Origin of the sequence: Novosphingobium sp. ERN07 (assembly GCF_012641335.1) — a bacterium.
Taxonomy (GTDB): Bacteria; Pseudomonadota; Alphaproteobacteria; order Sphingomonadales; family Sphingomonadaceae; genus Novosphingobium.
Genome location: NZ_JABAID010000004.1, coordinates 84,786 through 110,395, shown reverse-complemented (window position 1 = coordinate 110,395; position 25,610 = coordinate 84,786). Strand labels below are relative to the sequence as shown.

General features: G+C 60.9%; 25 protein-coding genes and 1 tRNA gene. 7 read left to right on the top strand and 19 right to left on the bottom strand.

Going from position 1 to position 25,610, the window contains the following annotated elements; genetic code table 11:
- Window positions 1-896: 896 nt before the first annotated feature.
- From HGI47_RS07825 to HGI47_RS07810, 4 genes are read right to left on the bottom strand one after another with little or no spacing between them, the layout of a single operon-like run.
- Window positions 897-1,322, bottom strand: coding sequence for a hypothetical protein (locus HGI47_RS07825; protein WP_168852269.1), 426 nt, complete (start codon window positions 1,320-1,322; stop codon window positions 897-899).
- A gap of 24 nt (window positions 1,323-1,346) precedes the next feature.
- Complete coding sequence (locus tag HGI47_RS07820) at window positions 1,347-3,911, bottom strand: DEAD/DEAH box helicase family protein (RefSeq protein WP_206066066.1); 2,565 nt, start codon at window positions 3,909-3,911, stop codon at window positions 1,347-1,349.
- Window positions 3,901-5,514, bottom strand: a complete 1,614-nt coding sequence (locus tag HGI47_RS07815; protein ID WP_168852267.1) for an Eco57I restriction-modification methylase domain-containing protein — start codon at window positions 5,512-5,514, stop codon at window positions 3,901-3,903. Before HGI47_RS07815 ends, HGI47_RS07820 begins: the two co-directional genes overlap by 11 nt.
- Window positions 5,511-6,389: an N-6 DNA methylase gene (locus tag HGI47_RS07810; RefSeq protein ID WP_240950074.1), complete on the bottom strand. Its 879-nt coding sequence runs from the start codon at window positions 6,387-6,389 to the stop codon at window positions 5,511-5,513. Before HGI47_RS07810 ends, HGI47_RS07815 begins: the two co-directional genes overlap by 4 nt.
- A 170-nt stretch (window positions 6,390-6,559) precedes the next feature.
- Here HGI47_RS07810 and HGI47_RS07805 point away from each other — a divergent pair, with 170 nt between their 5' ends.
- Window positions 6,560-7,246: a GIY-YIG nuclease family protein gene (locus HGI47_RS07805; RefSeq protein ID WP_168852266.1), complete on the top strand. Its 687-nt coding sequence runs from the start codon at window positions 6,560-6,562 to the stop codon at window positions 7,244-7,246.
- Here HGI47_RS07805 and HGI47_RS07800 read toward each other — a convergent pair.
- From HGI47_RS07800 to infA, 10 genes are all read right to left on the bottom strand, one after another.
- Window positions 7,203-8,339 (bottom strand): site-specific integrase, encoded by a 1,137-nt coding sequence (locus HGI47_RS07800; protein WP_168852265.1) that lies wholly within the window; start codon window positions 8,337-8,339, stop codon window positions 7,203-7,205. The two genes, HGI47_RS07805 and HGI47_RS07800, sit on opposite strands and share 44 nt — an antisense overlap.
- An 8-nt stretch (window positions 8,340-8,347) precedes the next feature.
- The gene (locus HGI47_RS07795; RefSeq protein ID WP_168852264.1) at window positions 8,348-8,821 is read right to left on the bottom strand and encodes a helix-turn-helix domain-containing protein; all 474 of its coding nucleotides are present in this window, start codon (window positions 8,819-8,821) and stop codon (window positions 8,348-8,350) included.
- A 5-nt stretch (window positions 8,822-8,826) separates the two neighbouring features.
- The gene (locus HGI47_RS07790; RefSeq protein WP_168852263.1) at window positions 8,827-8,994 is read right to left on the bottom strand and encodes a helix-turn-helix domain-containing protein; all 168 of its coding nucleotides are present in this window, start codon (window positions 8,992-8,994) and stop codon (window positions 8,827-8,829) included.
- Window positions 8,995-9,096: 102 nt separating this feature from the next.
- On the bottom strand, window positions 9,097-9,804 hold the full coding sequence (locus HGI47_RS07785) for a hypothetical protein (RefSeq protein WP_168852262.1): 708 nt from the start codon (window positions 9,802-9,804) through the stop codon (window positions 9,097-9,099).
- A gap of 32 nt (window positions 9,805-9,836) precedes the next feature.
- On the bottom strand, window positions 9,837-11,087 hold the full coding sequence (locus HGI47_RS07780; RefSeq protein ID WP_168852261.1) for an integrase arm-type DNA-binding domain-containing protein: 1,251 nt from the start codon (window positions 11,085-11,087) through the stop codon (window positions 9,837-9,839).
- Window positions 11,088-11,252: 165 nt separating this feature from the next.
- Window positions 11,253-11,328: transfer RNA gene (locus tag HGI47_RS07775), tRNA-Phe, on the bottom strand.
- A gap of 109 nt (window positions 11,329-11,437) precedes the next feature.
- Window positions 11,438-11,602 carry a DNA gyrase inhibitor YacG gene (yacG, locus tag HGI47_RS07770; RefSeq protein WP_168852260.1) on the bottom strand — a complete coding sequence of 55 codons (165 nt, stop codon included), beginning with the start codon at window positions 11,600-11,602 and terminating at the stop codon, window positions 11,438-11,440.
- Window positions 11,599-12,591 carry a ribonuclease E/G gene (locus tag HGI47_RS07765; RefSeq protein WP_168852259.1) on the bottom strand — a complete coding sequence of 331 codons (993 nt, stop codon included), beginning with the start codon at window positions 12,589-12,591 and terminating at the stop codon, window positions 11,599-11,601. The genes yacG and HGI47_RS07765 overlap by 4 nt, the downstream gene beginning before the upstream one ends.
- Window positions 12,581-13,189 (bottom strand): nucleoside triphosphate pyrophosphatase, encoded by a 609-nt coding sequence (locus HGI47_RS07760; RefSeq protein ID WP_168852258.1) that lies wholly within the window; start codon window positions 13,187-13,189, stop codon window positions 12,581-12,583. Before HGI47_RS07760 ends, HGI47_RS07765 begins: the two co-directional genes overlap by 11 nt.
- A complete protein-coding gene (gene infA / locus HGI47_RS07755; protein ID WP_168852257.1) occupies window positions 13,189-13,434 on the bottom strand; it encodes a translation initiation factor IF-1 in 246 nt (81 codons plus the stop codon). The genes HGI47_RS07760 and infA overlap by 1 nt, the downstream gene beginning before the upstream one ends.
- Window positions 13,435-13,730: 296 nt before the next feature.
- On the opposite strand from infA, the gene HGI47_RS07750 reads away from it, so the two are divergent.
- The 3 genes from HGI47_RS07750 to HGI47_RS07740 all read left to right on the top strand — a co-directional run bounded on the left by HGI47_RS07750 (window position 13,731) and on the right by HGI47_RS07740 (window position 16,992).
- The gene (locus HGI47_RS07750) at window positions 13,731-16,286 is read left to right on the top strand and encodes a TonB-dependent receptor domain-containing protein (protein WP_240950073.1); all 2,556 of its coding nucleotides are present in this window, start codon (window positions 13,731-13,733) and stop codon (window positions 16,284-16,286) included.
- Window positions 16,287-16,419: 133 nt separating this feature from the next.
- The gene (locus HGI47_RS07745) at window positions 16,420-16,680 is read left to right on the top strand and encodes a CopG family ribbon-helix-helix protein (protein ID WP_168852256.1); all 261 of its coding nucleotides are present in this window, start codon (window positions 16,420-16,422) and stop codon (window positions 16,678-16,680) included.
- A gap of 12 nt (window positions 16,681-16,692) precedes the next feature.
- The gene (locus HGI47_RS07740; protein WP_168852255.1) at window positions 16,693-16,992 is read left to right on the top strand and encodes a type II toxin-antitoxin system RelE/ParE family toxin; all 300 of its coding nucleotides are present in this window, start codon (window positions 16,693-16,695) and stop codon (window positions 16,990-16,992) included.
- A gap of 27 nt (window positions 16,993-17,019) precedes the next feature.
- Here the strand turns inward: HGI47_RS07740 and HGI47_RS07735 are convergent, their stop codons facing one another.
- Entirely contained in the window at window positions 17,020-17,379 is a 360-nt protein-coding gene (locus tag HGI47_RS07735; RefSeq protein ID WP_168852254.1) for a PilZ domain-containing protein, read from the bottom strand.
- A gap of 173 nt (window positions 17,380-17,552) precedes the next feature.
- Here HGI47_RS07735 and uvrC point away from each other — a divergent pair, with 173 nt between their 5' ends.
- From uvrC to HGI47_RS07720, 3 genes are all read left to right on the top strand, one after another.
- Entirely contained in the window at window positions 17,553-19,490 is a 1,938-nt protein-coding gene (gene uvrC / locus HGI47_RS07730) for an excinuclease ABC subunit UvrC (protein ID WP_168852253.1), read from the top strand.
- A 195-nt stretch (window positions 19,491-19,685) separates the two neighbouring features.
- Window positions 19,686-20,462, top strand: coding sequence for a hypothetical protein (locus HGI47_RS07725; protein ID WP_168852252.1), 777 nt, complete (start codon window positions 19,686-19,688; stop codon window positions 20,460-20,462).
- Window positions 20,459-20,911: a hypothetical protein gene (locus HGI47_RS07720; RefSeq protein WP_168852251.1), complete on the top strand. Its 453-nt coding sequence runs from the start codon at window positions 20,459-20,461 to the stop codon at window positions 20,909-20,911. The genes HGI47_RS07725 and HGI47_RS07720 overlap by 4 nt, the downstream gene beginning before the upstream one ends.
- Here HGI47_RS07720 and HGI47_RS07715 read toward each other — a convergent pair whose 3' ends face one another.
- The 4 genes from HGI47_RS07715 to glnA form a co-directional block, all read right to left on the bottom strand.
- The gene (locus HGI47_RS07715) at window positions 20,912-21,811 is read right to left on the bottom strand and encodes an acyl-CoA thioesterase II (RefSeq protein ID WP_168852250.1); all 900 of its coding nucleotides are present in this window, start codon (window positions 21,809-21,811) and stop codon (window positions 20,912-20,914) included.
- Between the two features lie 44 nt (window positions 21,812-21,855).
- Entirely contained in the window at window positions 21,856-22,731 is an 876-nt protein-coding gene (locus tag HGI47_RS07710) for a cupin-like domain-containing protein (RefSeq protein ID WP_168852249.1), read from the bottom strand.
- Window positions 22,728-23,891 carry a GNAT family N-acetyltransferase gene (locus HGI47_RS07705; protein ID WP_240950071.1) on the bottom strand — a complete coding sequence of 388 codons (1,164 nt, stop codon included), beginning with the start codon at window positions 23,889-23,891 and terminating at the stop codon, window positions 22,728-22,730. The genes HGI47_RS07710 and HGI47_RS07705 overlap by 4 nt, the downstream gene beginning before the upstream one ends.
- Window positions 23,892-24,112: 221 nt before the next feature.
- Window positions 24,113-25,522 carry a type I glutamate--ammonia ligase gene (gene glnA / locus HGI47_RS07700; RefSeq protein WP_168852248.1) on the bottom strand — a complete coding sequence of 470 codons (1,410 nt, stop codon included), beginning with the start codon at window positions 25,520-25,522 and terminating at the stop codon, window positions 24,113-24,115.
- Window positions 25,523-25,610 lie beyond the last annotated feature (88 nt).

Below are 25,610 nucleotides of genomic sequence, written 5' to 3'. Positions count from 1 at the left end.
ATACAGCACGACCAGGCTCCGGCTCGGTCAGTGCGGACAGATCCATGAAACCCTCAAGGGATCACACCGCCCAGCTCTGCAATTACAGATCCTGAGCCTAGAGGCGATTTGGGCGACGCTCCAGCCGAGCCGTGAACCAATTATGGGCCCTTGAATTTGTCACGAATGGACGACGAGAATTGCAGGTTAGCACACCGCCAGACGGTTCATACTCATCCGCTGGCATCCAAAAAATTTGGGGGCAAATCTGGGGGCGTAAATGGATTATTAAATAGAAAAAAGATGATAATTCAATGCAAAAGGCAACAATCTCGAATCCCACCCTCTCCGCCATTTCCATTCGCTGAATCAACGTTGTAAGCCTCCACCGGCGCTTCGGGGGCGTCATTGCATGTTCGGCTCTTTCGCAAGAGCCAAGGGTGCGAAATCAGACGCCTTGCTACGTCTGCTCGTCACGCAGGCTCCATAATTGTACCGCTGTAGTAGTGCTGAGGTGCCCGCGCCGATAAGGGGTGCATACAGACAGCGCCAGCGCCGTCTGCCGGTTGGCTGCCCGCTGGCAAGGAGCGCAGGTTGATCGTTGGTGAAAACGGCTCAGGCGCCTTCTGGGACTCTGGAACCTCGGCACAAAAATCCGTCATACGTTCAGCCCGATTAAGGGCATTAAGCTATGGGCGGTTTTGTGTTTCCGGTGAAAATGGCCTGTGGCCCTATGGTGCTGGGGACGGCACCGCGAAAAACTCTTAATAATTTGATATATTGAGATAAAATACAGCGTGATTTTTAGCGTGGCCCCCAATGTGGCCCCCCGCGAATTTGTGCTGCCCCATTTTTTCCACGGTTTCGTTCATGCAAAAACGCCAGCGTTCGCCACTGAAGCAGCCGCGATATGACGGCTACTGCTCGTCAGATTTCTTCTTGTTCGCCTGCTCGATATCATAGGCCATGACGCGTTCTTGGTGTGCGGCAATCGCGCTCGCTCGGCCAGGGCCTAGCGCTCCGGTATAGCCGAAGTTCCGGCGGTGTGCCTCGCGATCGCGTTCGACGTCGGCTTTCCACTGACGGGTGTGCTTGGCTTCCAGTTGCTGGTCGCTAGGCTTCCAGGCCTTCGCCGCCTGTTGCCGCTTCAGAAACGCGTCCCGCAGAAGCTCTACATCGGGCTTGGCGTACCAAGCGGGTTTCCCATCGGGTCCGGGAAGCGATCGTAGCTTACCGGCTTCGACCTTCTTGTGCAGTTGGGCCTTCTTCTGGTTCGTCTGCTTGGTGGTGTACGCCTCGTCGAACCACTCTACGCCGTCTTGTTCCTTGATCCAGCTAGGCATGCCCCGTCCTTCGTCTCGTGGCCGTCAGTCCTTGGAAACGACCGTATCGTAAAGCCCGTAGTGCGTCAGGCCTTCGTGGCTCATGATGCCGGTGTAGCGCAGTGAGGCATCTTCATACCGGCGGAACGCAAAGACTGCAGCGTTCATACGCTCGGTGTTGAAGACCTTGAGCCGCACGAGAAGGTCGAAGTCTGCGACCGTCAGGCCGGTCACCGTGCGGAACAGGTCCGGTTCGATCTTGGTGATGACGTCCTGCAGCGTGTTCTCACGATAGTCGGTCAGATACATGAAGGCCGGAATGCGCGTAGCGAATTTGATCAGCTTCTCCTGCACCTTCTTGCGGAGCGACTTGTATTCCTTCTCCTCGTCGGTCAGTTCCCTTTTCTCCTTCTCGGAGAGATCGCCTTCCTTGGCCTTCTTCTTGAGGTCTTTGACCTTCTCGCTCTTGTTGATGATCGTCTCGATGACGTTATCGCCAAGGGCACGCCAGCCTTCGATCCGTTCCACCGCCGCCATCGCCTCCTCGTTCGATAGGACACGGGCCAGCGTATCATTGTCGACGTTGACCAGCATCGCCGATTCCCACTTGCGCGCAAGCAGCGTTGCCGAGGTTCCGGCCATCGCGTAATCAAGGATGCTGCCTGCATCGATCTGCGTCATGTTCGCGCCGTCATAGGCCAGCACTGGCAGAAAGGAGACAAGATCGGCGACTGCCTTCTCAGGGTTTGTCTCGCCTGGCGAAAGCCCGATGCCGTATTCAGAAACCTGACGGAGTGCGCGGGTCAGCGCGAAATCGAAAACGAAGCACACGGGTTTCAGCACTTCCTCGCGGCTGGGATCATCGCCTTCGGGGTTCTTGATCGACCACGGCGACTGCACCCGGAACGCGGCCTGGAAATAGCTTTCGGGCGATTTCAGATTGCGCAGCATCAGGATCGAAGACCACTGCGGCACGGTCACGCCGGTAGTCAGCTTGCCGCAGCTGAGCGTAATCGTCTTGGTATCGTGCCCGTTGCCAATCACCTTGCGCACCGGCGGCAAGGCCTCAAGCCCAATGCCAGCCGCCGTACCAGCCGCGACGATTGCCCTGTAGTCCTTCCAGAAGACGTTCTGGTCCTCGTCCAGAAGGTTCTTCATCGCCTCGCAGGCCGCCACGGTGGGCAGGAACCAGAAGCTGTGATTGAGATAGGGCAGCAAGCGAACATCGGAATAGGGCCAGGGTGGACGCGTGCCGGTCTTCAGGCTCTCGATGGTCTGAGCGGGGCCTGAGCCGCGAATGATGTTGAGCCACTTCTGCACCTCGTCCTTGTGGACGAACTGTGCCAGCGGCCCTGCGCCATTTGCCTTGAAGAACTCGTTCAGATCGAACTCGTCGAACTCTCCGCCGCTGGCGATGGAAAGCAGTTCTTCGGGCATCTGGTAGGTCAGCAGGCGCATCTGCGGCAGTGCGCCGTAGGGGTTGCGCTCGCCGGGGTTGGCGGCGGCAAATTCGGCCTTTGCGCGCTGCTCGTCGGTGTAGGTCCAGTTGAAGATTTGCTCTTCGATGAACTCGCCAGTGGCCAGCGCCTTGAACGGGGTGCCCGAGAGGTAGAGGTAGGCGCGCGTCTTGATCGGCAGGAACGAGGTTTCCGCCTGCGACAGCACTTCCAGTTCTTCGTTAACCGCATCGAGATCGGCTTCGAGCTTTGCCGCTGCCTTGGCGACGGCAGCTTCCTCGCCTTCGAAAAGTTCCTTGGCCGTGTCGCGCCACGCGCCGAAATGGTACTCGTCGAAGATGACGAGGTCCCAGTCGGTCAGGTGGATCGACTCATTCTTGGCCTTGATGTTGCCGGTGGCGCGGTCGCGGCCCAGCAGGTCCTGGAACGATCCGAAATAGACCAGCGGCACTTCATCGGGCACGTCTGCCGGATCGCCGCCCGCCTGTGCCGAGAGATAGCGCCAGCCGTCAAAGTCCTGGTGGCTCTTGAGGTCGGCTTCCCAGGCATCCTCGACGGCAGGCTTGAAAGTGACGACCAGCACGCGCTTTGCCGCAATCCGCTTGGCCAGTTGGTAGCTGGTGAAGGTCTTGCCGAAGCGCATCTTGGCGTTCCACAGGAAGCGCGGCACGGCCTTGGGGTCTTCGGACCAGCGGTCCTGATAGTAGGCTTGAGTCTGCTCGACTGCCGCCTCCTGTTCGGCGCGCATCGGAAAGCTTTCGTGGTGCGTGCCGGAAAGCTCGACGCCGCCCTGCAGTTCCGCGATCGCGGTCAGCACGTCGGCAGGCGTGCAGCGCATCCATTCGCGCGACGAGCCGAAATGCGGGTTATCCTTACCCTTGGCGATCAGCCGCTGGCGCACATCATGATCGCGGAAGGTGGAACCGTCAGGCCGCTCGGCAAAGCAATTGAGCGGTGTGTGGAGCGTATAGGCCTGTTGCGCTTGTCCTTGGCTTTGCCGGATGCGATCGTTGACGTCGGTTTGAAGGGTTTGCCCAACCTTGATCAATCCCGCGTAGGCGGGCGACGGATTGACGAAGGACCACGCGTAGACGCGAAGCCGTGCTTCGGGCTTTGGTGTCAGGACTTCTTGGATATTGAGGCTAGTCGTCATCGCTATCATTCATTGGCCGAACGATACTCTCAATGAAAGCGATCTCGTCGGACGATAGGCCGTACTTTTCATATAGCTTACCGTCTGTCCATTTGGTTTCCCAATTTTGCGATGGAACAAAAGTGTAAACCTTGCGGGTCGTATTCTGCGATGCCTTGTGAAGCTGGATCAGAAAGCGTGGCAATCGACACGATAGATATGAAAGAGCATTTTTAGCTTGAGATTCGGTTTTGAACGGCCCGATTGTTAAGTAACTTTCAGTACATACCTGGTTGGGCTTGCCCAAGAACGGAGTACTGATAACTTTGTGAGGGTAGGTATCTTTGTTGCCGGTGCCTGGCGCAGCGAAGCCCACAAACAATTTCCAAGCAGACACTAGATTGGCACCGCTTTCGATCTCATTGCGTGCGACGTACGCTAAGCCGCCTTTCTGAAAAAGTTCGAGGTCGCCGGGCCGAACAGAACTCCTTCCTCGAAATGTCGACTCTAATCCAAATGGCCTGCGAGTGCTAACAAGTCTATCAAAACGATGACCTTCTGATAAGCGTACTCCGATTGCGGCCTCCGTTTTCATAACTTTTTTGAGGATGCTGACCCCCTCATTGAAACGGATGAAAACCTCTGCTCCTTCTTCAAGAAGTGGGCGGCGGGCGACCGAAGTTGGCCAATCCCGGAAATTCGTCGTGACTTCGCAGTCGCCGTGATATTCACGGTCCCAAAGAAAAACGCTCACTCCTCCTTTTAGTCCAACGCCAGGAAATACATCCGATGCGCTCAAATAGTCATCAATCGCCCGACACCGGCCGTCCGACAGCATCTGCTCTCTAAATTCATCCAAACCTTTACCGCCAGTAAACCAGCGCGATGGAATCACCATTGTTAGAAAGCGCGGCTCTAGCGTTTTCGCTTGTGTCACAAAATGCTGATAAATGGGCACTGCAGAAGTTCCGCCACCGCCATCGCCTAATTGATACGGTGGGTTGCCAATGATCACATCGAAATGCATTTCGTCTCCAAAAATTTCACGCATACGGGCTTTTATATCGTTTCCGTGAATGAACGCGTAAGCGTGGTTTTCTTCTTCTGCCGTGCGCTTCAGAAAGACCTTCCCAGCACCACACACCAGGCAGCGGTCTCCGTCTGGCAAGTGCGCGGTCCGCTCGAACCAGATGTTGCCATCGTCGTTGTCGCCAAATGCGCTAGTGACGCTATGCGGTCCTACGGCGTGCTTGGAACAATAGAGGCTACGGCGCGCCAGCAGCGCTGTCAGCCGGGTGATGCCGATGCCAAAGACCTGCTTTGTCAGGATATGGTCAACGCGCTCCTGCAGGCGGGGAAATTCGCCTTCCAGCCCATTGATCAGTCGTGTCGCAATCTCGCGCAGGAAGACGCCGGACTTGGTGCAGGGATCGAGAAACGTGACGCTGCTGTCCGCCCAGATGTTCGCGCCGCCATTCGCCGCTGCCCAGCCCTCCGCCAGGGTATCGAGCATGCGATTGGCAAACTCAGGCGGTGTGAACACCTCATCGTTTGAGAGGTTGGCGATGCACGTCAGCACATCGGGATTGCGGCCTTTCAGCCGGAATGCGGCCTGCTCTGTCATGCGGCGGCGTCCAGCGCGGCCAGTTCGCGCACGGTCATTGCCGGGTAGGTTTCTGCCGGTTTGAAAATCTCGTGACTGCCAAGGTGCGAGAACAGCGAGCGTTCCTCACGGAAGCTGGCCATGCCGGTCAGCACGTCCAGCCGGAAATCGCGGCGCTGAAACTTGCCCCTGCCAAGATAGCCCCATTCGACGATCAGGATCGGCCCGCCACCTGCGTCCTTCATCGTCATCGCGTCACCGTGGATCAGGTTGAGCGAAAGAACGTGACTGGCGGCGCGGTAAAGCTCGTCACTCTCGTCCAGGCGAAGGTACTGCGCAAACACATCGAGCATATTCGCGCGGCACTCGGCAATGTTGTCGGCCAGAAGCTCGATACCATAGCAGCAGGTCAGCGCCTGCAGGGCGTGATGGCGCTTTTCAAAATCGGACTTGCCGTACTTTGCCTCAACCGCAGCGAGCTTGCGCTGAAGGATCGGCACGAGGAAGTTGCCGCTGCCACAGGCGGGTTCCAGAAAGCGGCTGTCGATCCGCTCGGTCTCACCCTTCACCAGATCGAGCATCTTCTCGACCAGCCAGGGCGGGGTGAACACCTCGCCGTGGTCGGCAACGCGCTTCTTCGACTTGATCAGCTTGTCCGACTGGAAAAGCGGCCCTTCGTCACGAATGGCATCAAACTCCGGCTGGACCGGCTTGATACCCGTGACCATATCCTCGCCGCTCATCCTGCCGATGATCTCCAGCGAATTGGCGACCTGAACCGGTGCCTTCTGCGCGCCTGATTCCCAAGCGCGCACCACGTCCTTCGGCACGGAAAACTCCCGCGCCACATCGTCCAGGCTGTAACCAGCCGCGATTCTACTAGATGCGAAAGACATAGGGGCAGCATAGCCGAGTGTGCTTGCGATGAAAGCCACCAGCATCAAGCTTTTGCACTAGAATGGCTTCAGCTTAGGATCGCGAGGTGCGTGAAACTCAGCTGCCTCTTGCTTTCGGCAGGTTGTCGCGCCGATGGTGCGATCAGACATGCAGGTTGGATTCTTGGAATATGAGTGAAGGTTTCGTCTACATTCTGACAAACGAAGCCATGCCGGGGTTCGTCAAAATCGGTCTGACGCAGCAGGACGACGTGGCGGACAGGGTGAGGCAGCTCGATACAACGTCTGTGCCCATGCCGTTCGAAGTTCACTTCGCAGCGCGCGTGCCGGACTGCCGAAAGCTTGAACGCACCCTGCACTTTGTGTTCGGCGAAAACCGGACGCGGAAGAACCGGGAGTTCTTCAAGATCAATCCCGACCTTGCCAAGGCGATCATCGAACTGGTGGCCATTGCCCCGGTGGAATACTCGGACGAGGAACAGGACATCGACGCCAAGGAGCGGGCGGAAATCGAACAGACCCGCACGCGCCGCGAAGTCCGAACCTTCAAGAGCTTGAACGTGCCGGTGGGCGCGCAACTGACGTTCACGAAAGACGACGCCATCACGTGCACCGTCGTCAGCGATCGTAAGGTCCAGTTCGAAGGCCAGACCATGAGCGCAACCGCAGCCGCGTTGGCCGTGGTGCGTCAAATGGGTTATGACTGGAAGACTGTAAGCGGGATGGAATATTGGGCTTACAAGGGTGTAAAGCTTTCCGGTCTGGAGAATGGTCTGCCGGATTTCGACGCGGACGAGGAGCCGGACAGTGCCATCATGGCATCGGTTCCGAATTTGGGTTCGGGCCTCCTTCCTTGAACGTGCGGCTGGCGATCTTCCGCAAGAGCGCCGCGAACTCAGGATCGTCTGCAAGGCTCTGCAATGGGCTTTCGCTTCCAGTCTGGCGGATCAGCTCCCCCTGCTTGTGAACCGGCACGTGGCCGTAGCTGGTGAATGTCGTCATCACGTTCTCGTGGCCCAGATTTTGTGACCACGCCTTCATCTGTTCGGCGTTCAGGCCCATCGACATCGCGTGACGGACCAGCATGTCGCGCAGGCTATGCGGGTTGAAGTATGGCAGGCCTACCGCTTCAAAGGCACGACGGAACACCTCGCGGATCGTGTTGGTGTTGGTCCAGCCGGTGCGGCCAAGGCCCTTTGATTCGAACTCGCCATTTTCGCCAACGCCCACTTCGGTAATGGGGAACAGGTAATCGGTCGGGCCGCGCAGTTCCTGTTCGCGCAGTTCGGTGACCCATTGCGCAAGGATGGCTTCTGCGCCTTCGACCACGGGCATGAAGAACGTGCGGAAGGTCTTGCTGAACTTGGTCTTCACCGTCCGCGCGTCCTGCTCGATCCAGTGGCCGACAAGGTTGACGTGGCCCAGCCGAAAAGAGGCGAGTGCACTGACGCGCGCGCCTGTAACGGCAGCGCAGGCGATCAATGCGCGGTCACGGCGTTCGACAAGTGTGTTGGCAGGCATGGCCGACAGCACATGCTGCAATTGTTCAACCGATGGCACGGCCTTTTCACGCACCGCACGGGCGATTGCGGTGTCCTTCTCGCTCAGGTTGAAATAGTCGGCATCAGAGAAGGCGATCTTCTGCCGGAAGCCGGGTTCGCGTGACAGCCATTCGAAGAACGCCTTCAAGTCGGACAGGGTGGAATGCACCGTCGCCTTGCTCAGAGTTTCGCCAGTGCGGACGTTGCGCGCTTCAGCCATGCGGCGCTTGAAGGCCATCGCCTGTTCACGGTGAAATTTGCGGAAATCCTTGCGCCCGGTGCTTTCTTCGAACCGTGCAAGTGACTTCGCCACGCGGTCGATCGTCACTTCGTCACGGCCCCGCGCATCCTTCAGATATTGCAGGTAATCGCGCTTCACGCGCTCGTTGCTGGCATTGTGTTTGGTCATATTGCGTCTCACTTCTCGAAGTCACAGTTGGGGGAAGGGGAAGCACGCCCACTTAGGCGTAGCGGTGCTTCCACCGTCTGGACCGTCAGACCGGGCATGATGCGGGCCAGATCATCCCGGCGCGCGCTTCGGTGCATGACGGTGCCACAGGTGCCGCAGATCGCGCGCAGGTTGCCGCTTGAAGGTTTGCGGACGATGTAATCGACCATGCCCAACGCCGGTTCACGCGGGGCACGGCAGCGAAGGCAAAACATCTGGCCGGGGCCGCAGGTCTGTTTGCGCTTCTGGTTCAGGGTTGCGAGAAACTGCCGAATGCTTTCGCCGTGGAAGAGGACGGGGCGGGCCTTGTCGATGGTGGCCAGCCCCATCTTCTGCCAGTGACGGATGGTGTTCTTGTGCACTTTGAGACACGCGGCCAGTTCGGCCACGGTGTAAGTGCGCAGCAGCTTCACCCGGTAGGGATTTACCCGGCGGGCAGGCATCGGCCTTACTCCTGCCCTGCCACCAGACGGCGGATAGATTCCACCTTAACCAGCGTGCGGCGACCAAGCTTGAAGGCTTCCAGCCGTCCGTCTGCGATCATCGCGTAAATCGAAGTTCGGCCAAGGCTAAGGGCGCGGGCGGTTTCGTTGATCGAGTATGCAAGTCGTTCCATCGGTGTTGCTCCAGCGTGTGCCAGCGGGTGCTGGCGGGCACTGGAATAGTTCGACGGGAATCGGGTTTGAATCGCGCGGTAAGGTTCGGAAAGGTTCGGAAACTACTGCGCGGCTTCGATCTTATGCCAAAGTTGACGGGCGCGCTCGGTTACGGCGGTATCGCCAGCGTCGATGTTATTGGCATTGAACCACGCGAACATCGCGTCTTTGATTTGCTTCTGCGATTTCGGTGTCAGGTCGCCAACGTAGAGTTGCACGGCGATATCGGCCCACATTGCATCCCAGTGCGCAGCGAGAGGTTTACCGCCCCTGTTCTTGAGTGGTGTCGGCGTCGGGGCAACTTGTGATGGCAAGGGAAGGGGAGTTTGCGGAGACAGCGCGCGGATGAACCCGAACCGCTCGATTTCAAGTTCGCGGAATATTCGCATTTTCAAATCGGCCAGCAATTCGTCCGCCGCGTTTGTGGCACTGTCAAAGCGCTGCGGCCCGCCCATCGTCGCAAGTCTAACGGCTTCAGCCACGTGCGCATCCCAGTTGCGCGTTTGCGCGGTCAGACTGCTGACAATCTTGTCGAAAGCTTCGGGACTTTTGGCAACATCACCCACCTGTTTTATTGCCGCCGCGATAAAGGCGCGTCCTTCGGCCTCGCAGATTTCGACAGCGCGCTTTATAGTATGCCCGCTTCTGATAATTTTCTTTGCCGAATGTTCGGCGTGCATTTGCTTTTGACTCTTTCCGCAAGAGGCAAGGCTTTGGGCCGTCAGGTGTTCGAGTAAAAGGCGAATCTGCGATTGTTCGAGCTTGTCCACATGCGCATGATTCCGGCTATTGAAAGCGCTGTCTAGCGGGTGGCAGCATTAGGGAAGGGGACAACTTCCGCACCAGTCCGCAGGGTGTCCAGATAGTCCGCCCACCATTGCGCCATATCGACACGCTCCTGCCAGTGCTGGCCGCGATGGTAGGCGGCGCGCACGGCGTCCTTTCCCTTGTGGGCCAGTGCGCGTTCGATCGCATCTGGGGACCACTTGCCGGATTCGTTCAGGAGCGTGCTGGCCATTGCGCGGAAGCCGTGTCCCGTCATTTCGTCGTTTGAGTAGCCCAGACGGCGAAGCGCGGCGTTGACGGTGTTCTCCGACATCGGGCGAAGGTGGGTGCGGATCGACGGGAAGACATACTGGCCGTCACCCGTAAGGGCGCGCGCTTCGGCCAGCACGCCCAGCGCTTGGCGTGACAGCGGCACGACGTGTTCGGAACGTGCCTTCATCTTCTCGGCGGGTATCCGCCAGACCCCGGCGTCGAAGTCGAACTCCGACCATTCGGCATAGCGCAGTTCACCGGGGCGAACGAAGACCAGCGCCGCCAATTGCAGGGCGAAGCGCGTGACAGGGTGCCCATCATACCCGTCGATCGCACGCAGGAGTTCACCGGCCTTCTTCGGTTCGAGAATGGCGGCGTAGTGTTTCGACTTGTGGCCGGTCAATGCGCCACGCAGATCGCGGGTGGGGTCTGACAGTGCCAACTGGTTCGCGATGGCGAAGCGGAAGACTTGGCTTGCGAACTGCAAGGCGCGATGTGCGGTTTCGGTGCGTCCGGTCGATTCATATTTGCGCACCGCTTCCAGCATTTCGAATGGCTGGATTTCCGCCACGGGGCGCGTGCCGACCGTGCGGTCAAGAAGCTTTACGAACCATTCCTGTTTCTCCGTCGTCCTTTCCGAACGGCCTTCACGCTTGCACTTTTCAATGTATGCGCTGGCCACCGCTTCGAAAGAATTGGCGGCGCTGATCTTGGCGGTATGGGCTTCGCGGCGCTTCTTCTCGGCAGGATCGACGCCAGCCGCCAATGTGGCGCGCGCTTCGTCGCGCATCCGCCGTGCGTCCTTCAGATTCACTTCGGGATAGGTGCCAAAGCCCACCTTCTTTTCGATGCGCTTCGGCTGGCCGTCTTCGTCGCGTCCATCGACACGGAACTTGAACCGCCACAGCTTGCCGCCGGATGGCTGGACCAGCAGGAACAGGCCCTTTTCATCGGTCAGCTTATAGGGCTTCGCTTGGGGCTTTGCATTGCGGATTGCGGTGTCTGTCAGTGCCATTTGGGGGCCACGCCTTTTGCCGGTTTCAAAGTGGCCCCCACGGTGGCCCCCAGAATCGCCCGATTAGAGGCGCGCAAAGGCGGACATCAGCGGTTAGGCCGATGGTGAAAATGGCAGATTTCAGCCATTTTTTCAACTTTTAGCGGATGGTGGCGGATGGTCCGGTGGTGCCTGGGGACGGGATCGAACCGCCGACACCGTGATTTTCAGTCACGTGCTCTACCAACTGAGCTACCCAGGCATCCTGCAGATGGACCGGCTTTGAAGCGGTCCGTCGCGTTTGGAAGCGCGCCTATGGCGAAGCGGCGCGGGCTTGGCAAGTCCTCTTGCATGAATTTTTTGCGTAATCGTCAGTCCTGTGGATCTTCTTCCGCCGGACGGCCGGGCAGGGCGTAGCCATCTTCCAGCCAGCGCACCAGATCGCGGTAACGGCAGCGGGTAGAGCAGAAGGGGCTATGTTCTTCCACGCGCGGTTTGCGGCAAATCGGGCAGCGTCTGATCGAGGGTGTCGTCATGCCGGCACGGCCTGCGCGAAAGCGCTGTGGAGCGCAAGCGTGGGGTCGGCCTTGCGCTGCACGGTGCGTCCGGTGCGTCGAGCCAGTTCGGCCTCCCAGGCAGGCTGCAGAGCATGCAGCACGCGCGGATTGGCGGTCAGCAGCAGTGCGCCTGGCTCTTCTACGCGCTCTGCCTGACGCAGCAGCACGCGCGCAGCGGCTCCTGCGGGATGGCGTGCCATCCGCGCTATCAGCGAGGGTCGCTCAAGCCGCGAAACCAGTTGGACGAAGCCGAAACCGTTCATGCCGGTGCGTTCGCCCGTCCAGTCGATCAGGGCATCTGCCAGCGCCTTGTCCACCTGCTGGCGGTCCTTCTTGTCGGCCAGGGTGGGGAAATCGATGCCCACGTTGCCGCCGATGTCCATGCGGTGCATCGCATCGGCAATCGCATCGACCGCAGCCAGCGCCAGCTTGAGCGGAGGCAGCGCGCCGTCGATGTCGATCAGGGTCATGGCGGGGGTGGGGGTGACGATCACCGCGCCGCCGGGAAAGGCAATCTCGCCAGTCTGGGCCTGTTCGATCAGTTCGTCCCACCCGTTCGCGGCAAAGGCCTTGCTGGTGGCGGGCAGCACGCGCACCGTAGCGCCTGTGGCCTCGATCTCTTCGCGCAGGGTGGGCGCGGGGCGAGGGGCTTCACCGGGGGCAGGGCGAACCACAGGCAGCTTCGCGCGGCCCTTCTCGGCAATCGCGGCGCGCATCACGCGCACCATCAGGCGCGCGCCCTCTGTCGTCTCGCGCGCAAGCTGGTCGATCAGAGCCTCCGCCCCGTCATCAAACCGCACCACGCCGCGCCGTGTGCCCGCATGGCGCTTTGCCAGCCGGACTTCGGCGACAAGGCCGGGACGCAAACCTTCGCCCCATTCGACGCGCGCAGACAGGATCGCCCCGTCCGACACCAGAATCGCGCGCTCTTCAGCGATTCCCGCTTCGTAGAGCCATTCAGCCGACATGGAGACTCGCCGCCTTCAGCAACCGGCGCGTTTCATACAGTGGCAGGCCCACAACGCCCGAATGGCTGCCCGAAAGCCAGTCGCAGAAGCCTTCGGCACTGCCCTGTATGGCATAGCCGCCAGCCTTGCCGTGCCATTCGCCGCCAGCGATGTAGCTCTCGATCTCTTCTGCCGACAGCCGCTTGAACCGCACGATCGTTTCAGACAGTGCCTCGCGCAGGGTGCCATCGGGCCGGATCACCGCGATGGCAGAGAACACCCGATGCCGCTTGCCCGAAAGCAGCGCTAGGCAGGCCCGCGCGGTCGCTTCGTCTTCGGCCTTGGGCAGGATGCGCGCGCCCGCGCCGACCACGGTATCGCCCGCAAGGATAAGGCAGCCCGGTGCAAGCCGTGCCGCAGCGCGCGCCTTTTCGGCAGCAAGCCGCACCGCGTGGTCGCGCGGGCGTTCGCCCTTCAGGGGGGATTCGTCGATGTCGGTAGCGACGACGCGGGCCGGGCTGATGCCCAGACGGCCCAAAAGCTCAAGTCGCCGTGGACTGGCAGAAGCCAGTACCAGTTCGGGAGAGGAAGGGGAGGCAGGCGATGCGTCGCCCGCCATCAAAAGCCGCCGGGACCGCTGCGACCGGGCATGAAGCGATAGGTAATGCGGCCCTTGGTCAGATCGTAAGGGGTCAGTTCGACCAGCACTTCATCGCCAACCAGTACGCGGATGCGGTTCTTGCGCATCTTGCCAGCGGTATGGCCGAGGATCTCATGGTCGTTTTCGAGGCGGACGCGGAACATGGCGTTGGGCAGAAGTTCTACCACCTGGCCGCGCATTTCGAGGAGTTCTTCTTTCGCCATCGGCGGTTTCGAATGCCTTATGTGTGAGTATTCTGTGAGAACGCAGGAATCACCGGATGCGATCCGTGCGCGAAGGATTCCGCGCCGCCCATAGCCCTGCTTGCCGCAAAAGGAAAGGGGGCAGCAAATCGGGCCATTCCCGGTTCAGGAAACTCCCGCCATGTCGCGAGTTATGTTGCAGTGCGACAATCTGTTACCAAATGCGGATTGTTCGCAACAAGGCTTTTCCCCACCAGAAGCCTGAAACGTGCCGATCCAAATGCCGGCTCGAACTATCAAGGGTTGTGATTGTGAACATGAGAGCAGCGACATCGCTGGCAGCTTTGGCCTTCTGTCTTGCAGTGGCGAACCCCGCACTGGCACGGGATGTTACGGCGGGAACAGACGACGCCGCGCAGGAAACGGTCGACCCCACCGACGAAGAAGAACAGATCGTTGCCGAACCCGGTCAGATACTTGTCGTCGCCACGCGCATCAAAGGGCAGGTCGATACAACGCAGCCGCCCATTGCCGTGCTGGATGAAGAGGCCATCGCGTCCTACGGCGCGGGATCGCTGCAGGAACTCCTCGCCTCGCTGGCCCCGCAAACCGGATCGGGGCGCGGGCGCGGCAGCGGCGGGCCGGTGGTCCTGTTGAACGGAATGCGCATTTCGGGCTTCCGGGAAATGCGCGGCATCCCGCCCGAAGCGATCCGGCGTATGGAAATCCTGCCCGAAGAAGTCGCGCTGCAATATGGCTATCGCCCCGATCAGCGCGTGGTCAACTTCATCCTCAAGAACAATTTCAGCAGTGTTGGCAGCGAAACCGAGTTTCGCGTGCCCAGCGGTGGCGGCTTCACCGAGTGGGAGCAGGAAGTCACGCTGACCAAGATTGCCAATGGCAATCGCATCAACATTACCGGCAAGCTGGAAGACACCAGCCCGCTGACCGAAGCGGAGCGCAACATCGTCCAGCCCGCCACATCGGAGGCGCTGGTCGCGGGCGATCCGGCAGCGGCAGACTATCGCACGTTGCTTGGCGATACGAAGTCGGCCCAGATCAACGCAACGCTTGCCCGCGCGTTGGGTGCAGGTGCTGGCCTGAGCGTCAACCTGCTGGCACAGCGGGACAATTCGCGCACGCTCAATGGCTTGAACACCGTAACGCTAACCGATTCCACCGGCAGCTTCAGCCGCACCACGCTCGATCCGGCCCCCATCACCACGCGTCGGCAGACCACCACGCTCCAAGCGGGGGCTGCGCTCAACAAACCGCTCGGAAGCTGGAATCTCGCCCTCACCGCGGATGCGGGGCATGTTGAAACGAAAAGCACGATTGATAACCGCGCCGATCTTTCGGGCCTGCAGGCGCTAGTCGATGCCGGATCGCTCACCGCGTCGGGCGCGCTTCCGGCCAGCGCCATCATCCCCGGCGTGGCTGACCGCGCTCTGTCCAAAACTGATTCGCTGACCAGCCTCGCCACCCTGACCGGGCGACCCATGCGCCTGCCCGGCGGCGAAGTGGCGCTGACGGTGAAAGCCGGGTTCGATTATTCCGGCATCGAAAGCACCGACACGCGCAGCAGCACCGGCACGATCAATCTGAAGCGCGGCGATGCGCAGGCCGGGTTCAGCCTCGATATGCCGATCACCAGCCGCAAGGAAGGTTTTGGTGCAGGGATTGGGGATCTTTCGCTCAACGCCAACGCTGAAGTGCATCACCTGTCGGATTTCGGCACGCTTTATAATTGGGGCGGCGGATTGACCTATCGCCCCACCGAAACGCTGTCGCTTCAGGCAAGCTATGTCGCGGCGGACAAGGCGCCGGGCCTCAGCGCGCTGGGCGGGCCGACCACGGTGACGCAGAATGTATCGATCTACGATTTTTCGCGCGGCGAAACGGTGCTGGCCACGGTCATTTCCGGCGGCAACCCGAACCTTGTGAAAGAACGCCAGCGCGACTGGAAATTCGGCCTCAACTGGAGCCTGCCGTTCCTCAAGGATTCAAGCTTCATCGCGGAATATTTCCGCAATCGCTCCACCAATACCACCAACAGCTTCCCGCTGTTGACCTCCGAAGTCGAAGCGGCATTCCCCGGCCGCGTTATTCGCGATGCTGATGGCCGCATCATTTCGGTCGATCAAAGCTCGGTCACCTTCGCCGAAGAGAAAGGCTCGCGTCTGCGCTACGGCCTCAATCTATCGGGCAATTTCGGAACTCCCGATCCTGCGATGGCGCAGCAGCGTGGCCCAATGGGGCGGATGATGGGCGCTGCCGGTGGTCCGCCGCCGGGCGCAGGCGGACCGCCTCCCGGTGGCGCACCGCGCGCCGGCGCAGGTGTCCCCCCCGGCGGGGGGGGCGGGCCGCGTGGCGGACCGGGCGGCTTCGACGGCCGCGGGCGCTGGAACCTTTCGATCTTCCACACCGTGCGCTTTCAGGAATCGGTGCAGATCGCACCCGGCGGCACTGTGCTCAATCTGCTTGAAGGTGATGCGATCTCCAGCGGCGTTGCCCGCCATGCGATAGAGATGGAAGGCGGCGGTTTCTATCGCGGCTTCGGCCTGCGCTTCAGCGGCAGCTACACCGGCGGTTCGCGCATCGACGCCAGTGGCTTGCCCGGCTCCACCACACTGCGCTTCGCCCCGATTGCCACCTTCGATATGCGCCTCTTTGCCGACCTTGGCCGCAAGGCAAAGCTGGTTGAGAAAGTGCCCTTCCTCAAAGGCTCGCGCGTCTCGTTCTCGGTCGAGAACATCTTCAACGCCCAGCAGCGCGTGACCGACGATACCGGCGCAGTCCCCCTGCGCTACCAGCCCGGCTATCAGGATGCGCGGGGCACGGTGTTTGAGATTGAATTCCGCAAGCAGTTTTGATCGGCGCAAATCCGCCCCGTTTTTCGATGGGCAAACGGGGAGTCGGTAGCCCCAAGGGCTGACGGACGTGCAGGGACAAGACAAGCACCAGCGCATGTGTTACCATGTGTACACCTGCCACAAGGAGCGCAAAATGGGTGCCAGCACGACCATCACGATCCGGGTTACGCCCGATCTCAAAGAAAAGCTGGGCCGCCTTGCGCAGAACACGCGCCGTTCAAAGTCCTACCTCGCCGCAGATGCGGTCGAAGCCTATGTGAATCGCGAACTGCAGATCATTGAAGGCATCCAGCGCGGGCTGGCTGATATGGCGGCGGGCAGAGTGACGCCGCATGAAGAAGCGATGGATCGGATCGACGCGGCGATTGAAGCCGCACGCGCCAACGTAGAATAGGGCGAGTACCCTATGAGGCAGGTACGGTGGTCGGACGACTCTCTGGATGATCTCGAAGATCAGGTTGTTCATATCGCAAAAGATAATCGTGCTGCTGCACGACGTGTTGCGAAGCGTATACGTGATACTGGCGTTGCTCTGGCCGACTTCGCGACCGGCCATCCAGGCCGCGTTGCCGGGACTTACGAAAAATCGGTTAGCCGGCTCCCTTACGTAATCGTCTATGCCCTCAGCGAAGACGATACCGCACTGACAATTCTCCGTGTCATCCACACGTCGCGCAACTGGCTACCCGATGATTGGCCAGAATGACGAGCTGACCAACCGCACTGAAATCTCTTACAAAATCTTCGACCGCCCCTGAACCCACGCTCTCGCGCGTTCCATATTGCGTTCGCGTTCGTTGGCTTCATAGCTGTCGGCGATGTGGCGCAGCGATACGACTTGTGCCAGCGGCAACTTCTCGTCGAACATCAGCCCCACGCGACCGTGTCGTGCCCAGCGGACCATGCCGAAAGCTTCAATGTGTTCGCATTGCAAGATGGCCGACGCGCCCTCTGCGGGCAATTTGTCCTGCGGGATCAGCGCGGCGCCTGTTACCGAAAGGTCTTCCAGAAAGCACTGTTGCGTGCCCGTCAGAAGCACCAGCCGCGCCGGGATGTGCAGGCGCACGCGCGCGTCGGCGCGGCGTCCGGGCACTACGGCGCTGCTGCGCGTTCCTGAAGGGGATGATAGTTTCCACGGCATTCACCAATTGTCGCGCAACCGCGCTAATACCGCCGAAACGGACCCTGCGGAAAAGCCCTTAGTAGATCGTGGAAAGCGCAAGCTTTGCCATTGCTTGCGGCGGTTGAGCGACTATCTGCACTCCTATGGCCCGCAAGCCCGCATCCCCGCCTGACCGTGATATCGACCGCTTTCAGGAGGATCGCGCGTCCACCACCGTGCGCGGATCGGACAAGCCCGATATCGAACTGGGCGTATCGGTCATCCGCGATACGGTGAACACGCTCAAGCCCAAGCCCGGCGTCTACCGGATGCAGGATGCAAAGGGCGATGTGCTCTATGTGGGCAAGGCGCGCGCGCTGAAGAACCGCGTGGCCAACTACACGCAGGTTGAACGCTTGCCCAATCGCCTGCGCCGCATGGTCAGCCAGACGCGCAGCATGACCATCGTCACCACCAATTCCGAAGCAGAGGCGCTGCTGCTGGAAGCCCAACTGATCAAGCGCTTCCGCCCGCCCTACAACGTGCTGCTGCGCGATGATAAATCGTTTCCGTTCATCCTCTTGCGCGGCGATCATGCGTTTCCGCGCATCACCAAGCATCGCGGCGCGCGCAAGGCGAAGGGCAATTATTACGGCCCCTTCGCCAGCGCCGGCAGCGTGAACACCACGATCAACGCGCTGCAAAAGCTGTTCCTTTTGCGCAGTTGCAACGATGGTTTCATGGCGCGGCGTGACCGGCCCTGCCTGCTCTACCAGATCCGCCGCTGTTCGGCCCCCTGTGTAGACCGCATCACGCCTGAGGATTACGGCGAACTGGTGCGGCAGGCGAAGGATTTCCTTGGCGGCAAATCGGGCGCGGTGCAGCGCGAGATCGAAGCGCAGATGCAGGACGCCGCCGAAGCGCTGGACTTTGAACGCGCCGCCATGCTGCGCGACCGGTTGCGCGCCGCCACGTTCATTCAGGGTAGTCAGGCGATCAATGCCGAAGGCGTCGGCAATGCCGATGTCTTTGCGATGGCGGTAAAGGGCGGGCAGGTGGCGGTGCAGGCCTTCTTCATCCGTGGCGGCCAGAACTGGGGCCACCGCGCCTTCTTCCCCAGCCACACCGAAGGGCTTTCGGAAGAGGAAGTGATGACCGCCTTCCTCGCGCAGTTCTATGAAGAGGTGCCCCCGGCGCGCCTGATCCTTGTGGATCGTGAACTGCCGGAAGCAGAACTGCTGGCAGAGGCTCTGTGTGAAGGTGCAGGCGGCAAAGTCGAGATATCGGTTCCCCAGCGCGGGGACCGGCGGCGGCTGATGGAACAGGCGCAGCGCAACGCGGTCGAAGCGCTGGACCGGCGCATGGCGGAAAGCGGCACCAAGGCCAAGGTCATGCGCGAACTGGCTGAATTTCTTGAACTTCCCGAAGTGCCGCAGCGGATCGAGGTTTACGATAACAGCCATATCCAAGGCACCAATGCCCTTGGCGCGATGATCGTGGCGGGGCCGGAAGGCTTTGTAAAAGCGCAATATCGCAAGTGGAATATCAAGACCGCACAGACCAACGACGATTTTGGCATGATGCGCGAAGTGATGACCCGCCGCTTCGGGAAAGCGCAAGAGGAAGACCCGGATCGTGACAGCGGCATGTGGCCCGACCTTGTGCTGATTGATGGCGGCAAGGGGCAGATGTCGGCGGTGAAGGATGCGCTGGGCGAACTCGGCATCGAGGACGTGCCGCTGATCGCCATCGCCAAGGGGCCGCATCATGGGCGCGAGGGGCGCGAGGTATTCCATTTTCCCGACGGGCGCGAAAAGATGCTCCCCGTAAATTCGCCGGTCCTGTTCCACCTTCAGAACATGCGCGATGAAGTGCACCGCTTCGCCATCGGCGCGCACCGCGCCAAGCGCAGCCGGGCGATTACGGCCAGCCCGCTCGACGAGATTCCGGGCATTGGCCCTGCGCGGAAAAGGGCGCTGTTGCTGCACTTCGGCACCGCCGGAAAAGTGCGTGCGGCCAGCCTCGAAGACCTTCAGCGGGCACCCGGCGTCAGCGGTGCGGTGGCGCAGACGGTCTATGATTTCTACCATCCGAACGGGTGATCTGGCGTGCATTTCTGAAGTGCACCTAGATGCACCTAGGCGCACCTAATTGCACCAAGCGGTGCCCGAAAGCCGCAGAAAACAGGGTTTCTGACCCCTTAACCGCACTTGTTTGCGCGTCCTTCAATCTCCTCCTGTCTTTTGGCAACCGGGACAGTCCCTGCGATCGGGAACGCAGGGTTGGAGACGAGGCTTATGACTTTCACGACCGGTCGGAAGACCGTTAAGCTTGCGCTTGCCGCAAGCGCGCTGCTGGCCAGCGAACCGCTTCTGGCGCAGGCTGCGAATGGTGTGGGGACGCCGTTCGAGCTGGCCTTCTGGCAATCGGTGGCAGGCAGCGACGATCCGGCGGTATATGACGCCTATCTGGCGCAATATCCGGCGGGCACGTTCAGCGCGCTGGCGAAAGCGAAAGTGGCCACGCTGCGCCGCGCCGCGCCGGCGGTGGCGGCGGTTCCTGCTGCGCCTCCGGTTGCTGCTGCCATTGTGCAACCTGCTGTTGTCAAAGCGGAAAGTGCAGCACCTGCTGGCAGTGACGCGGCGCTGCTGAGCGAACTCGCGAAATCGCAAGAGGCAGGTGTTTCGACGCAGAAAGCGGTTGTGGCGCAAGGGTTTGCCCTGCCAGCGCGGCCTGTTTTACAGGACGTTGCCGACCTGCCGCTACCCACTTCGTTCTGCACCGCCGAACAGCGCAACGCCTTTTACGAGACGCGCTACAAGCCGGTGCTGGAACTGGCGCGGGCGAACAACGCAGCGGCGATTGCGCACATGAAGGCGTTGCAGGACGCATATGATAGCCACCAGCTTTCGCGCGATCCCGCGCCGATGAACGCGCTGGCCGCAGAGGCGCGCGATTATCAGCAGCAGGTTGCGGCGATGACCTACAGCCGTCAGGCGGCGGTGGTGCGGCAGTTCGATGCGGTGATGGCGGTGCCGGTGAACGCCTGCCAACTGGCAGAGGTGGCGAAGTGAAGCGGCTGGGGGCGGCCATCGCACTGATTTCGCTGTCCTTCGGGCAGAGCGCGCAGGCGCAGGGTTGCCTTGATAGACAAACGCTGACGGCGGCGCGGCTGCACGAATTCGAAGCGATGATGATGGCAGTCAGCCTGCGCTGCCGCGCGATTGGCGTCGATATCAGCGCGGGATACGAAGCGATGGGAGCCACGCATCGCCCGGCATTTGCCGCAGCGGGGCGGCATCTGCGCACGTTCTTTGCCGATGTTCCGCATGCCTACGATGCCTATGCCACGCGGCTGGGCAATCGGTATGGTGGTGGCGCGACCGATCCGGCGCATTGCCGCAGCTTCGATGCGGTGGCGCAAAATCTGGCGGCGGCACCGGGCGTTGCGGCGCTGGGCAAGGTGGTGTTTGCGATGGTGGCAGAGCCGCGCATCAGCGGTGCGACTTGCACAAGGCCCTGATCAGTCGGCCTTTTTCGGCGCTATCGGGCGGATAAGGCCTTCTTGCGCCACGCTGGCGACCAGACGCCCGTCCTGCGTGTATATCCGCCCGCGATTGAAGCCACGCGCACGGCCCGCCCACGGGCTGTCGCAGGCGTAGAGTAGCCATTCATCGGCGCGGAAATCATCGTGGAACCAGATCGCGTGATCAAGGCTGGCTCCCATGATGTTGCCCTTCGACCAGCTTATGTCGTGCGGCAGGGTGGACGTGCCAAGCAGGGTCATGTCGCTGGCATAGGCGAGCACGGCGCGGTGGGTGCGCGGATCGTCGGGCAGGGCGGCGACCGAGCGGAACCACGTGTGCGCTTTGGGTTCCTGCGGCCCGCCGCTCATCCAGTGACGCGATTCTATCGGCCGCAATTCGATGGGGCGGGGTTGCAGCATGATCTGGCGCTGGCGTTCGGTCATCCGGTCTGCGAATTTCGCGCGCAGTTCCGCTTCGCTGGCGAGGGCGTCTGGCCCGGCAACATTGGGCATCGGTTCGGCGTGATAGGGGCCTTCCTCGCGCTTGTGGAACGAGGCGACCATGTTCAGGATCGGCTTGCCAAGCTGGCTGGCCACGACGCGGCGGTTGGAGAACGATCCGCCATCGAGATCGCGCTCCACCTTGAAATCTATGCCGTGATCTTCATCCCCGCCGCGCAGGAAATAGGCGTGGAGCGAGTGGACCGGGCGATCATCGGGCACCGTCCGTTCGGTGCTGGCAAGAGCCTGACCAATGACCTGACCACCGAACACGCGGCCCACGCCGCCGATCTTGCGCGCGCCTTCGAAACGGTCGCCGCCGTGATCTTTCACGTTCAGCAGATCGAGCAGGCGGTCTACCAGTTCCTGCGGAGTCGGATTTTCATTCTCGGTCATGGTGGGTCCGATGAACCGAGTTTACGTTTGCGTCAACTGCTGGTTCAGCCCCGGATGCGGCGCATCAGCCGCCAGCCAAGGGCCTTTGCATGGTTGGTGGCTGGCCATCGTCCCGGTGCGCGAGGGCGCAGGCCAGCTTTGCGCAGCAAGCTGTTGAAAGCGCGAGCATCGGCTTCGGCAAAGCTCCATTCCGACCGCCATGTGATGGATAGCGACACGGACGGGGCAGGGCCGTTCCTCACGAAATGCGGTGACATGACCGGCACATAGAGCGCCTCGCCCGGCGAAAGCGACCAGGCTTTGCCGTGGGGGAGCAGTTCATCGCGCCAATAGAGATCGCGTGGGCCACCGGTATGATAGCTCTCGTGCGTTTCATCGGGTGCGAACTGCGCGTCGCCTGCGGGGAACATGGTCATCTGCTTCGATCCCATAATTTGCAGCAGGATGTTGTGTTCGGGATCGAAATGGTAGGGCGTGACCCCGTTGGGGCTGGTCACGAAAACGAAGCCCTGCGGTTTGAGCATCGCGCCGGTGCGCGCCTCGATGGTGGGGCGCAATTCATCCAGCAGGTCCATCAGTAGATCGGCATAAGGTGGACTCTGCTCGATGTTCTTGAGCGCGGCCCAACTGCCGGTGCTTGCGATGTTGCGGATCGTCTCGCCAATGCCGATGCCGTTGGCGGGGGCTTTTTCGCCATTAAGGCCCAAGGGCAGTTCGGCGCGGTTGTATTCGACCGAGCTTTGTCCAAGCGTTTCGCCAAGCGTGGCGAGCGCATCAAGCTGCATAAGCGGATGGAAGCCCAACCGATGGACCAGCTTGTGCGGCACTTCCGGGTACGATGCAGCGAAAGCCGCGCGCGAGGTTTCATCGAACACCGCGGCGGGCATGACGGAGGTGAAAGCGGGGTTGGGCATGTTCATTGGGCAATTCCCGTGGGGTTACGGCCCAGTTCGAGGGCGAGGAGAGCGTTGAATGCAGCGCGGCGGAGCGCGCCGCCAATGGCCACCGATATGCGCCCGATGGGGCGACGTTCGGTCCACAGGCTGTCGATCATCGGATGGTCTGGCGCAGCGCAGCTATCGCACCACTGGATTTCACGACAGGCGAGCAGGGCAAGGTTCTCACGCTGGAGCAGCACACCGGGCGAAAACCGCGCATAGGTTTCATCAAATGCGGTCTTGAACGAGAAACTGCCGGGGGCGGTGAGGAAATTGGCAAGCATCGCGATGGGGCGGCCATCAAGGTTGAGCGAAAGACGCTCAAGCTTGCCCAGCGCGGCGGCTCCGGCCAGCGATTGGCGGAACAGCGTGGCCGTGGCGGGACTGGAGGCAAGGGCGCTGCCATTGGCACCTTTCCAGCCACGGTTTTCGAGATCGAGGAAGGCTTCGATCCATTCGGGCAGGCCTGCGGTGCCTTCGTCGCGTTCGAAGCGGAGTTCTCCTTGTTCGGCAAGGCGCGTGTGCTGACGGCGCAGTTCCTTGCGCTTCTTTCCGGGCAGGGCGCGTTCGAGATAGAGATCGGGCGGCAGCGGCGAATGCAGCATTGCGCGCTGCTGGCGCATGACCAGCGCGGCCTTGCGGTCTTCGGGTAAGGCGACATCGAACAGTGCGTGCGCCAGCGGATGTTCGAGCGGCATGGCTGGCAGGTGCAGGAACAACGCGGTGGCGCAGTGATCGTCGATCCAATCGAACGCTGCCTGCCAGAACAGCATCTCACACCCCGCGCGGACCAGCGGTGCGCCGAGGAAAGCATTGGGGTGCAGCCATGTAGTCAGATGCGGCAGCGGCCAGCGTCCATAGCGGCCCGGCGCTGCAAGTGGCAGGAGGCCAATCAGTTCGCCGCCGATTTCCAGCGTGAGCAGGCGGACTTTGCCTGATTGATCAAAAGCCTCACAAGATGGGAGGAGATACCACGGTTCGAAAAAGGGATTGGGCGTGGTGGCAGCATCTGCCAGCGCTTGCCACGCGGCACGGCGTTCGGGGGTGCCCCAAGCCTGCCAAGGATCAAGACGCACGCGCACCGCGCCAGTCGGCGCTGTCGGCAGAAGGCCGGACGAGAGGGAAAAGGGCGGCGCGTTCAACTTCGAAGGTTCTCCGAAGTCGTGTCTATCCGCCTAGGGGCGAAAACTCGGTTAACGCGGGTGGGTAAGATTTGGATTGTTGCGGGGCCGCAGTCTGTTTGTGCGGGCGCCGTGTAACAACACTGAGGCCGCCGCCTGCGCGAGGGCGCGGCTGGTGAAGGAAACGAAAAAGGCGCCCGGTTTCCCGGACGCCCTTTCGTATCGTTGCTGATCGGTAAGGATCAGAGCGAATAGTACATGTCGAATTCGACAGCCGAAGGCGTGGTTTCCCAACGCATCACTTCGGGCCACTTCAGTTCGATGTAGGCTTCGATCTGGTCCTTGGTGAACACGCCGCCCTGCAGCAGGAATTCGTGGTCAGCTTCAAGGCTGTCGAGCGCTTCGCGGAGCGAACCGCAAACGGTGGGCACCTGGGCGAGTTCTGCCGGGGGCAGATCGTACAGGTTCTTGTCCATCGCTTCGCCCGGGTGGATCTTGTTCTTGATACCGTCAAGGCCAGCCATCAGCAGCGCTGCATAGCACAGATAGGGGTTGGCCATCGCATCGGGGAAGCGGAATTCGACGCGCTTCGCCTTGGCACCAGTGCCATAGGGGATGCGGCACGAAGCCGAACGGTTGCGCGCCGAATAGGCGAGCAGCACGGGCGCTTCATAGCCCGGCACCAGACGCTTGTAGCTGTTGGTGGTGGGGTTGGTGAAAGCGTTCAGCGCCTTGGCGTGCTTGATCACGCCGCCGATGAAATAGAGGCACATGTCCGACAGACCAGCATAGCCGTTGCCTGCGAACAGCGGCTTGCCACCGTCCCAGATCGACATGTGGGTGTGCATACCCGAGCCGTTGTCCTTCATGATCGGCTTCGGCATGAACGTGGCGGTCTTGCCATAGGCGTGGGCGACCTGCTGCACGACGTACTTGTAGACCTGCATACGGTCAGCCGTCTGCACCAGCGTGCCGAAGGTGAGGCCGAGTTCGTGCTGCGCCGAGGCCACTTCGTGGTGGTGCTTGTCGCAGGGGAGGCCCATTTCGATCATGGTCGAAACCATTTCGCCACGAATATCGACGCAGCTATCGACCGGTGCGACCGGGAAGTAGCCACCCTTGGCGCGCGGACGGTGCGCAAGGTTGCCGCCTTCGTAGTCCTTGGCCGAGTTGGTCGGCAGTTCGATATCGTCGATCTTGAAGCCGTTGCCGTCGTAACCGTCGTAGAACTTCACGTCGTCGAACAGGAAGAATTCGGCTTCCGGGCCAACATACACGGTGTCACCAAAACCGGCGGACTTCACGAAAGCTTCTGCGCGCTTCGCGGTCGAACGCGGGTCGCGGGCATAGAGTTCGCCGGTCGACGGTTCAACGATGTCGCAGCAGATGATCATCATCGGCGTGGCCGAGAACGGATCGATGAAGACCGAGTCGAGATCGGGCTTGAGGATCATGTCCGATTCGTTGATGGCCTTCCAGCCTTCGATCGACGAACCGTCGAACATCAGGCCGTCTTCGAGTTCATCTTCACCGATCAGGCCGGCGACCATCGTCAGGTGCTGCCACTTGCCCTTGGGGTCGGTGAAGCGCAGGTCGACCCATTCGATTTCCTCGTCCTTGATACGGGCGAGGATGTCCTTTGCACTTGCCATCGCTGGTCCTTCTTAATGCCCCCGGTGGAGAGGTTCGGGGGGTATCTGGGGTGGTTGTTTTCTGGAGGCTTGCCCGTCCACAGGCCCA

Bases quoted from the DNA above. Each gene is read 5' to 3' on its own strand.
- HGI47_RS07760 (WP_168852258.1), bottom strand. From the start codon at position 13,189: ATGGCGGGCGACGCATCGCCTGCCTCCCCTTCCTCTCCCGAACTGGTA.
- HGI47_RS07790 (WP_168852263.1), bottom strand. From the start codon at position 8,994: ATGGAACGACTTGCATACTCGATCAACGAAACCGCCCGCGCCCTTAGC.
- HGI47_RS07795 (WP_168852264.1), bottom strand. From the start codon at position 8,821: ATGCCTGCCCGCCGGGTAAATCCCTACCGGGTGAAGCTGCTGCGCACT.
- HGI47_RS07710 (WP_168852249.1), bottom strand. From the start codon at position 22,731: ATGAACATGCCCAACCCCGCTTTCACCTCCGTCATGCCCGCCGCGGTG.
- uvrC (WP_168852253.1), top strand. From the start codon at position 17,553: ATGGCCCGCAAGCCCGCATCCCCGCCTGACCGTGATATCGACCGCTTT.
- HGI47_RS07715 (WP_168852250.1), bottom strand. From the start codon at position 21,811: ATGACCGAGAATGAAAATCCGACTCCGCAGGAACTGGTAGACCGCCTG.
- yacG (WP_168852260.1), bottom strand. From the start codon at position 11,602: ATGACGACACCCTCGATCAGACGCTGCCCGATTTGCCGCAAACCGCGC.
- infA (WP_168852257.1), bottom strand. From the start codon at position 13,434: ATGGCGAAAGAAGAACTCCTCGAAATGCGCGGCCAGGTGGTAGAACTT.
- HGI47_RS07810 (WP_240950074.1), bottom strand. From the start codon at position 6,389: ATGTCTTTCGCATCTAGTAGAATCGCGGCTGGTTACAGCCTGGACGAT.
- HGI47_RS07745 (WP_168852256.1), top strand. From the start codon at position 16,420: ATGGGTGCCAGCACGACCATCACGATCCGGGTTACGCCCGATCTCAAA.
- HGI47_RS07725 (WP_168852252.1), top strand. From the start codon at position 19,686: ATGACTTTCACGACCGGTCGGAAGACCGTTAAGCTTGCGCTTGCCGCA.
- HGI47_RS07805 (WP_168852266.1), top strand. From the start codon at position 6,560: ATGAGTGAAGGTTTCGTCTACATTCTGACAAACGAAGCCATGCCGGGG.
- HGI47_RS07820 (WP_206066066.1), bottom strand. From the start codon at position 3,911: ATGACGACTAGCCTCAATATCCAAGAAGTCCTGACACCAAAGCCCGAA.
- glnA (WP_168852248.1), bottom strand. From the start codon at position 25,522: ATGGCAAGTGCAAAGGACATCCTCGCCCGTATCAAGGACGAGGAAATC.
- HGI47_RS07815 (WP_168852267.1), bottom strand. From the start codon at position 5,514: ATGACAGAGCAGGCCGCATTCCGGCTGAAAGGCCGCAATCCCGATGTG.
- HGI47_RS07825 (WP_168852269.1), bottom strand. From the start codon at position 1,322: ATGCCTAGCTGGATCAAGGAACAAGACGGCGTAGAGTGGTTCGACGAG.
- HGI47_RS07750 (WP_240950073.1), top strand. From the start codon at position 13,731: ATGAGAGCAGCGACATCGCTGGCAGCTTTGGCCTTCTGTCTTGCAGTG.
- HGI47_RS07740 (WP_168852255.1), top strand. From the start codon at position 16,693: ATGAGGCAGGTACGGTGGTCGGACGACTCTCTGGATGATCTCGAAGAT.
- HGI47_RS07780 (WP_168852261.1), bottom strand. From the start codon at position 11,087: ATGGCACTGACAGACACCGCAATCCGCAATGCAAAGCCCCAAGCGAAG.
- HGI47_RS07765 (WP_168852259.1), bottom strand. From the start codon at position 12,591: ATGTCGGCTGAATGGCTCTACGAAGCGGGAATCGCTGAAGAGCGCGCG.
- HGI47_RS07800 (WP_168852265.1), bottom strand. From the start codon at position 8,339: ATGACCAAACACAATGCCAGCAACGAGCGCGTGAAGCGCGATTACCTG.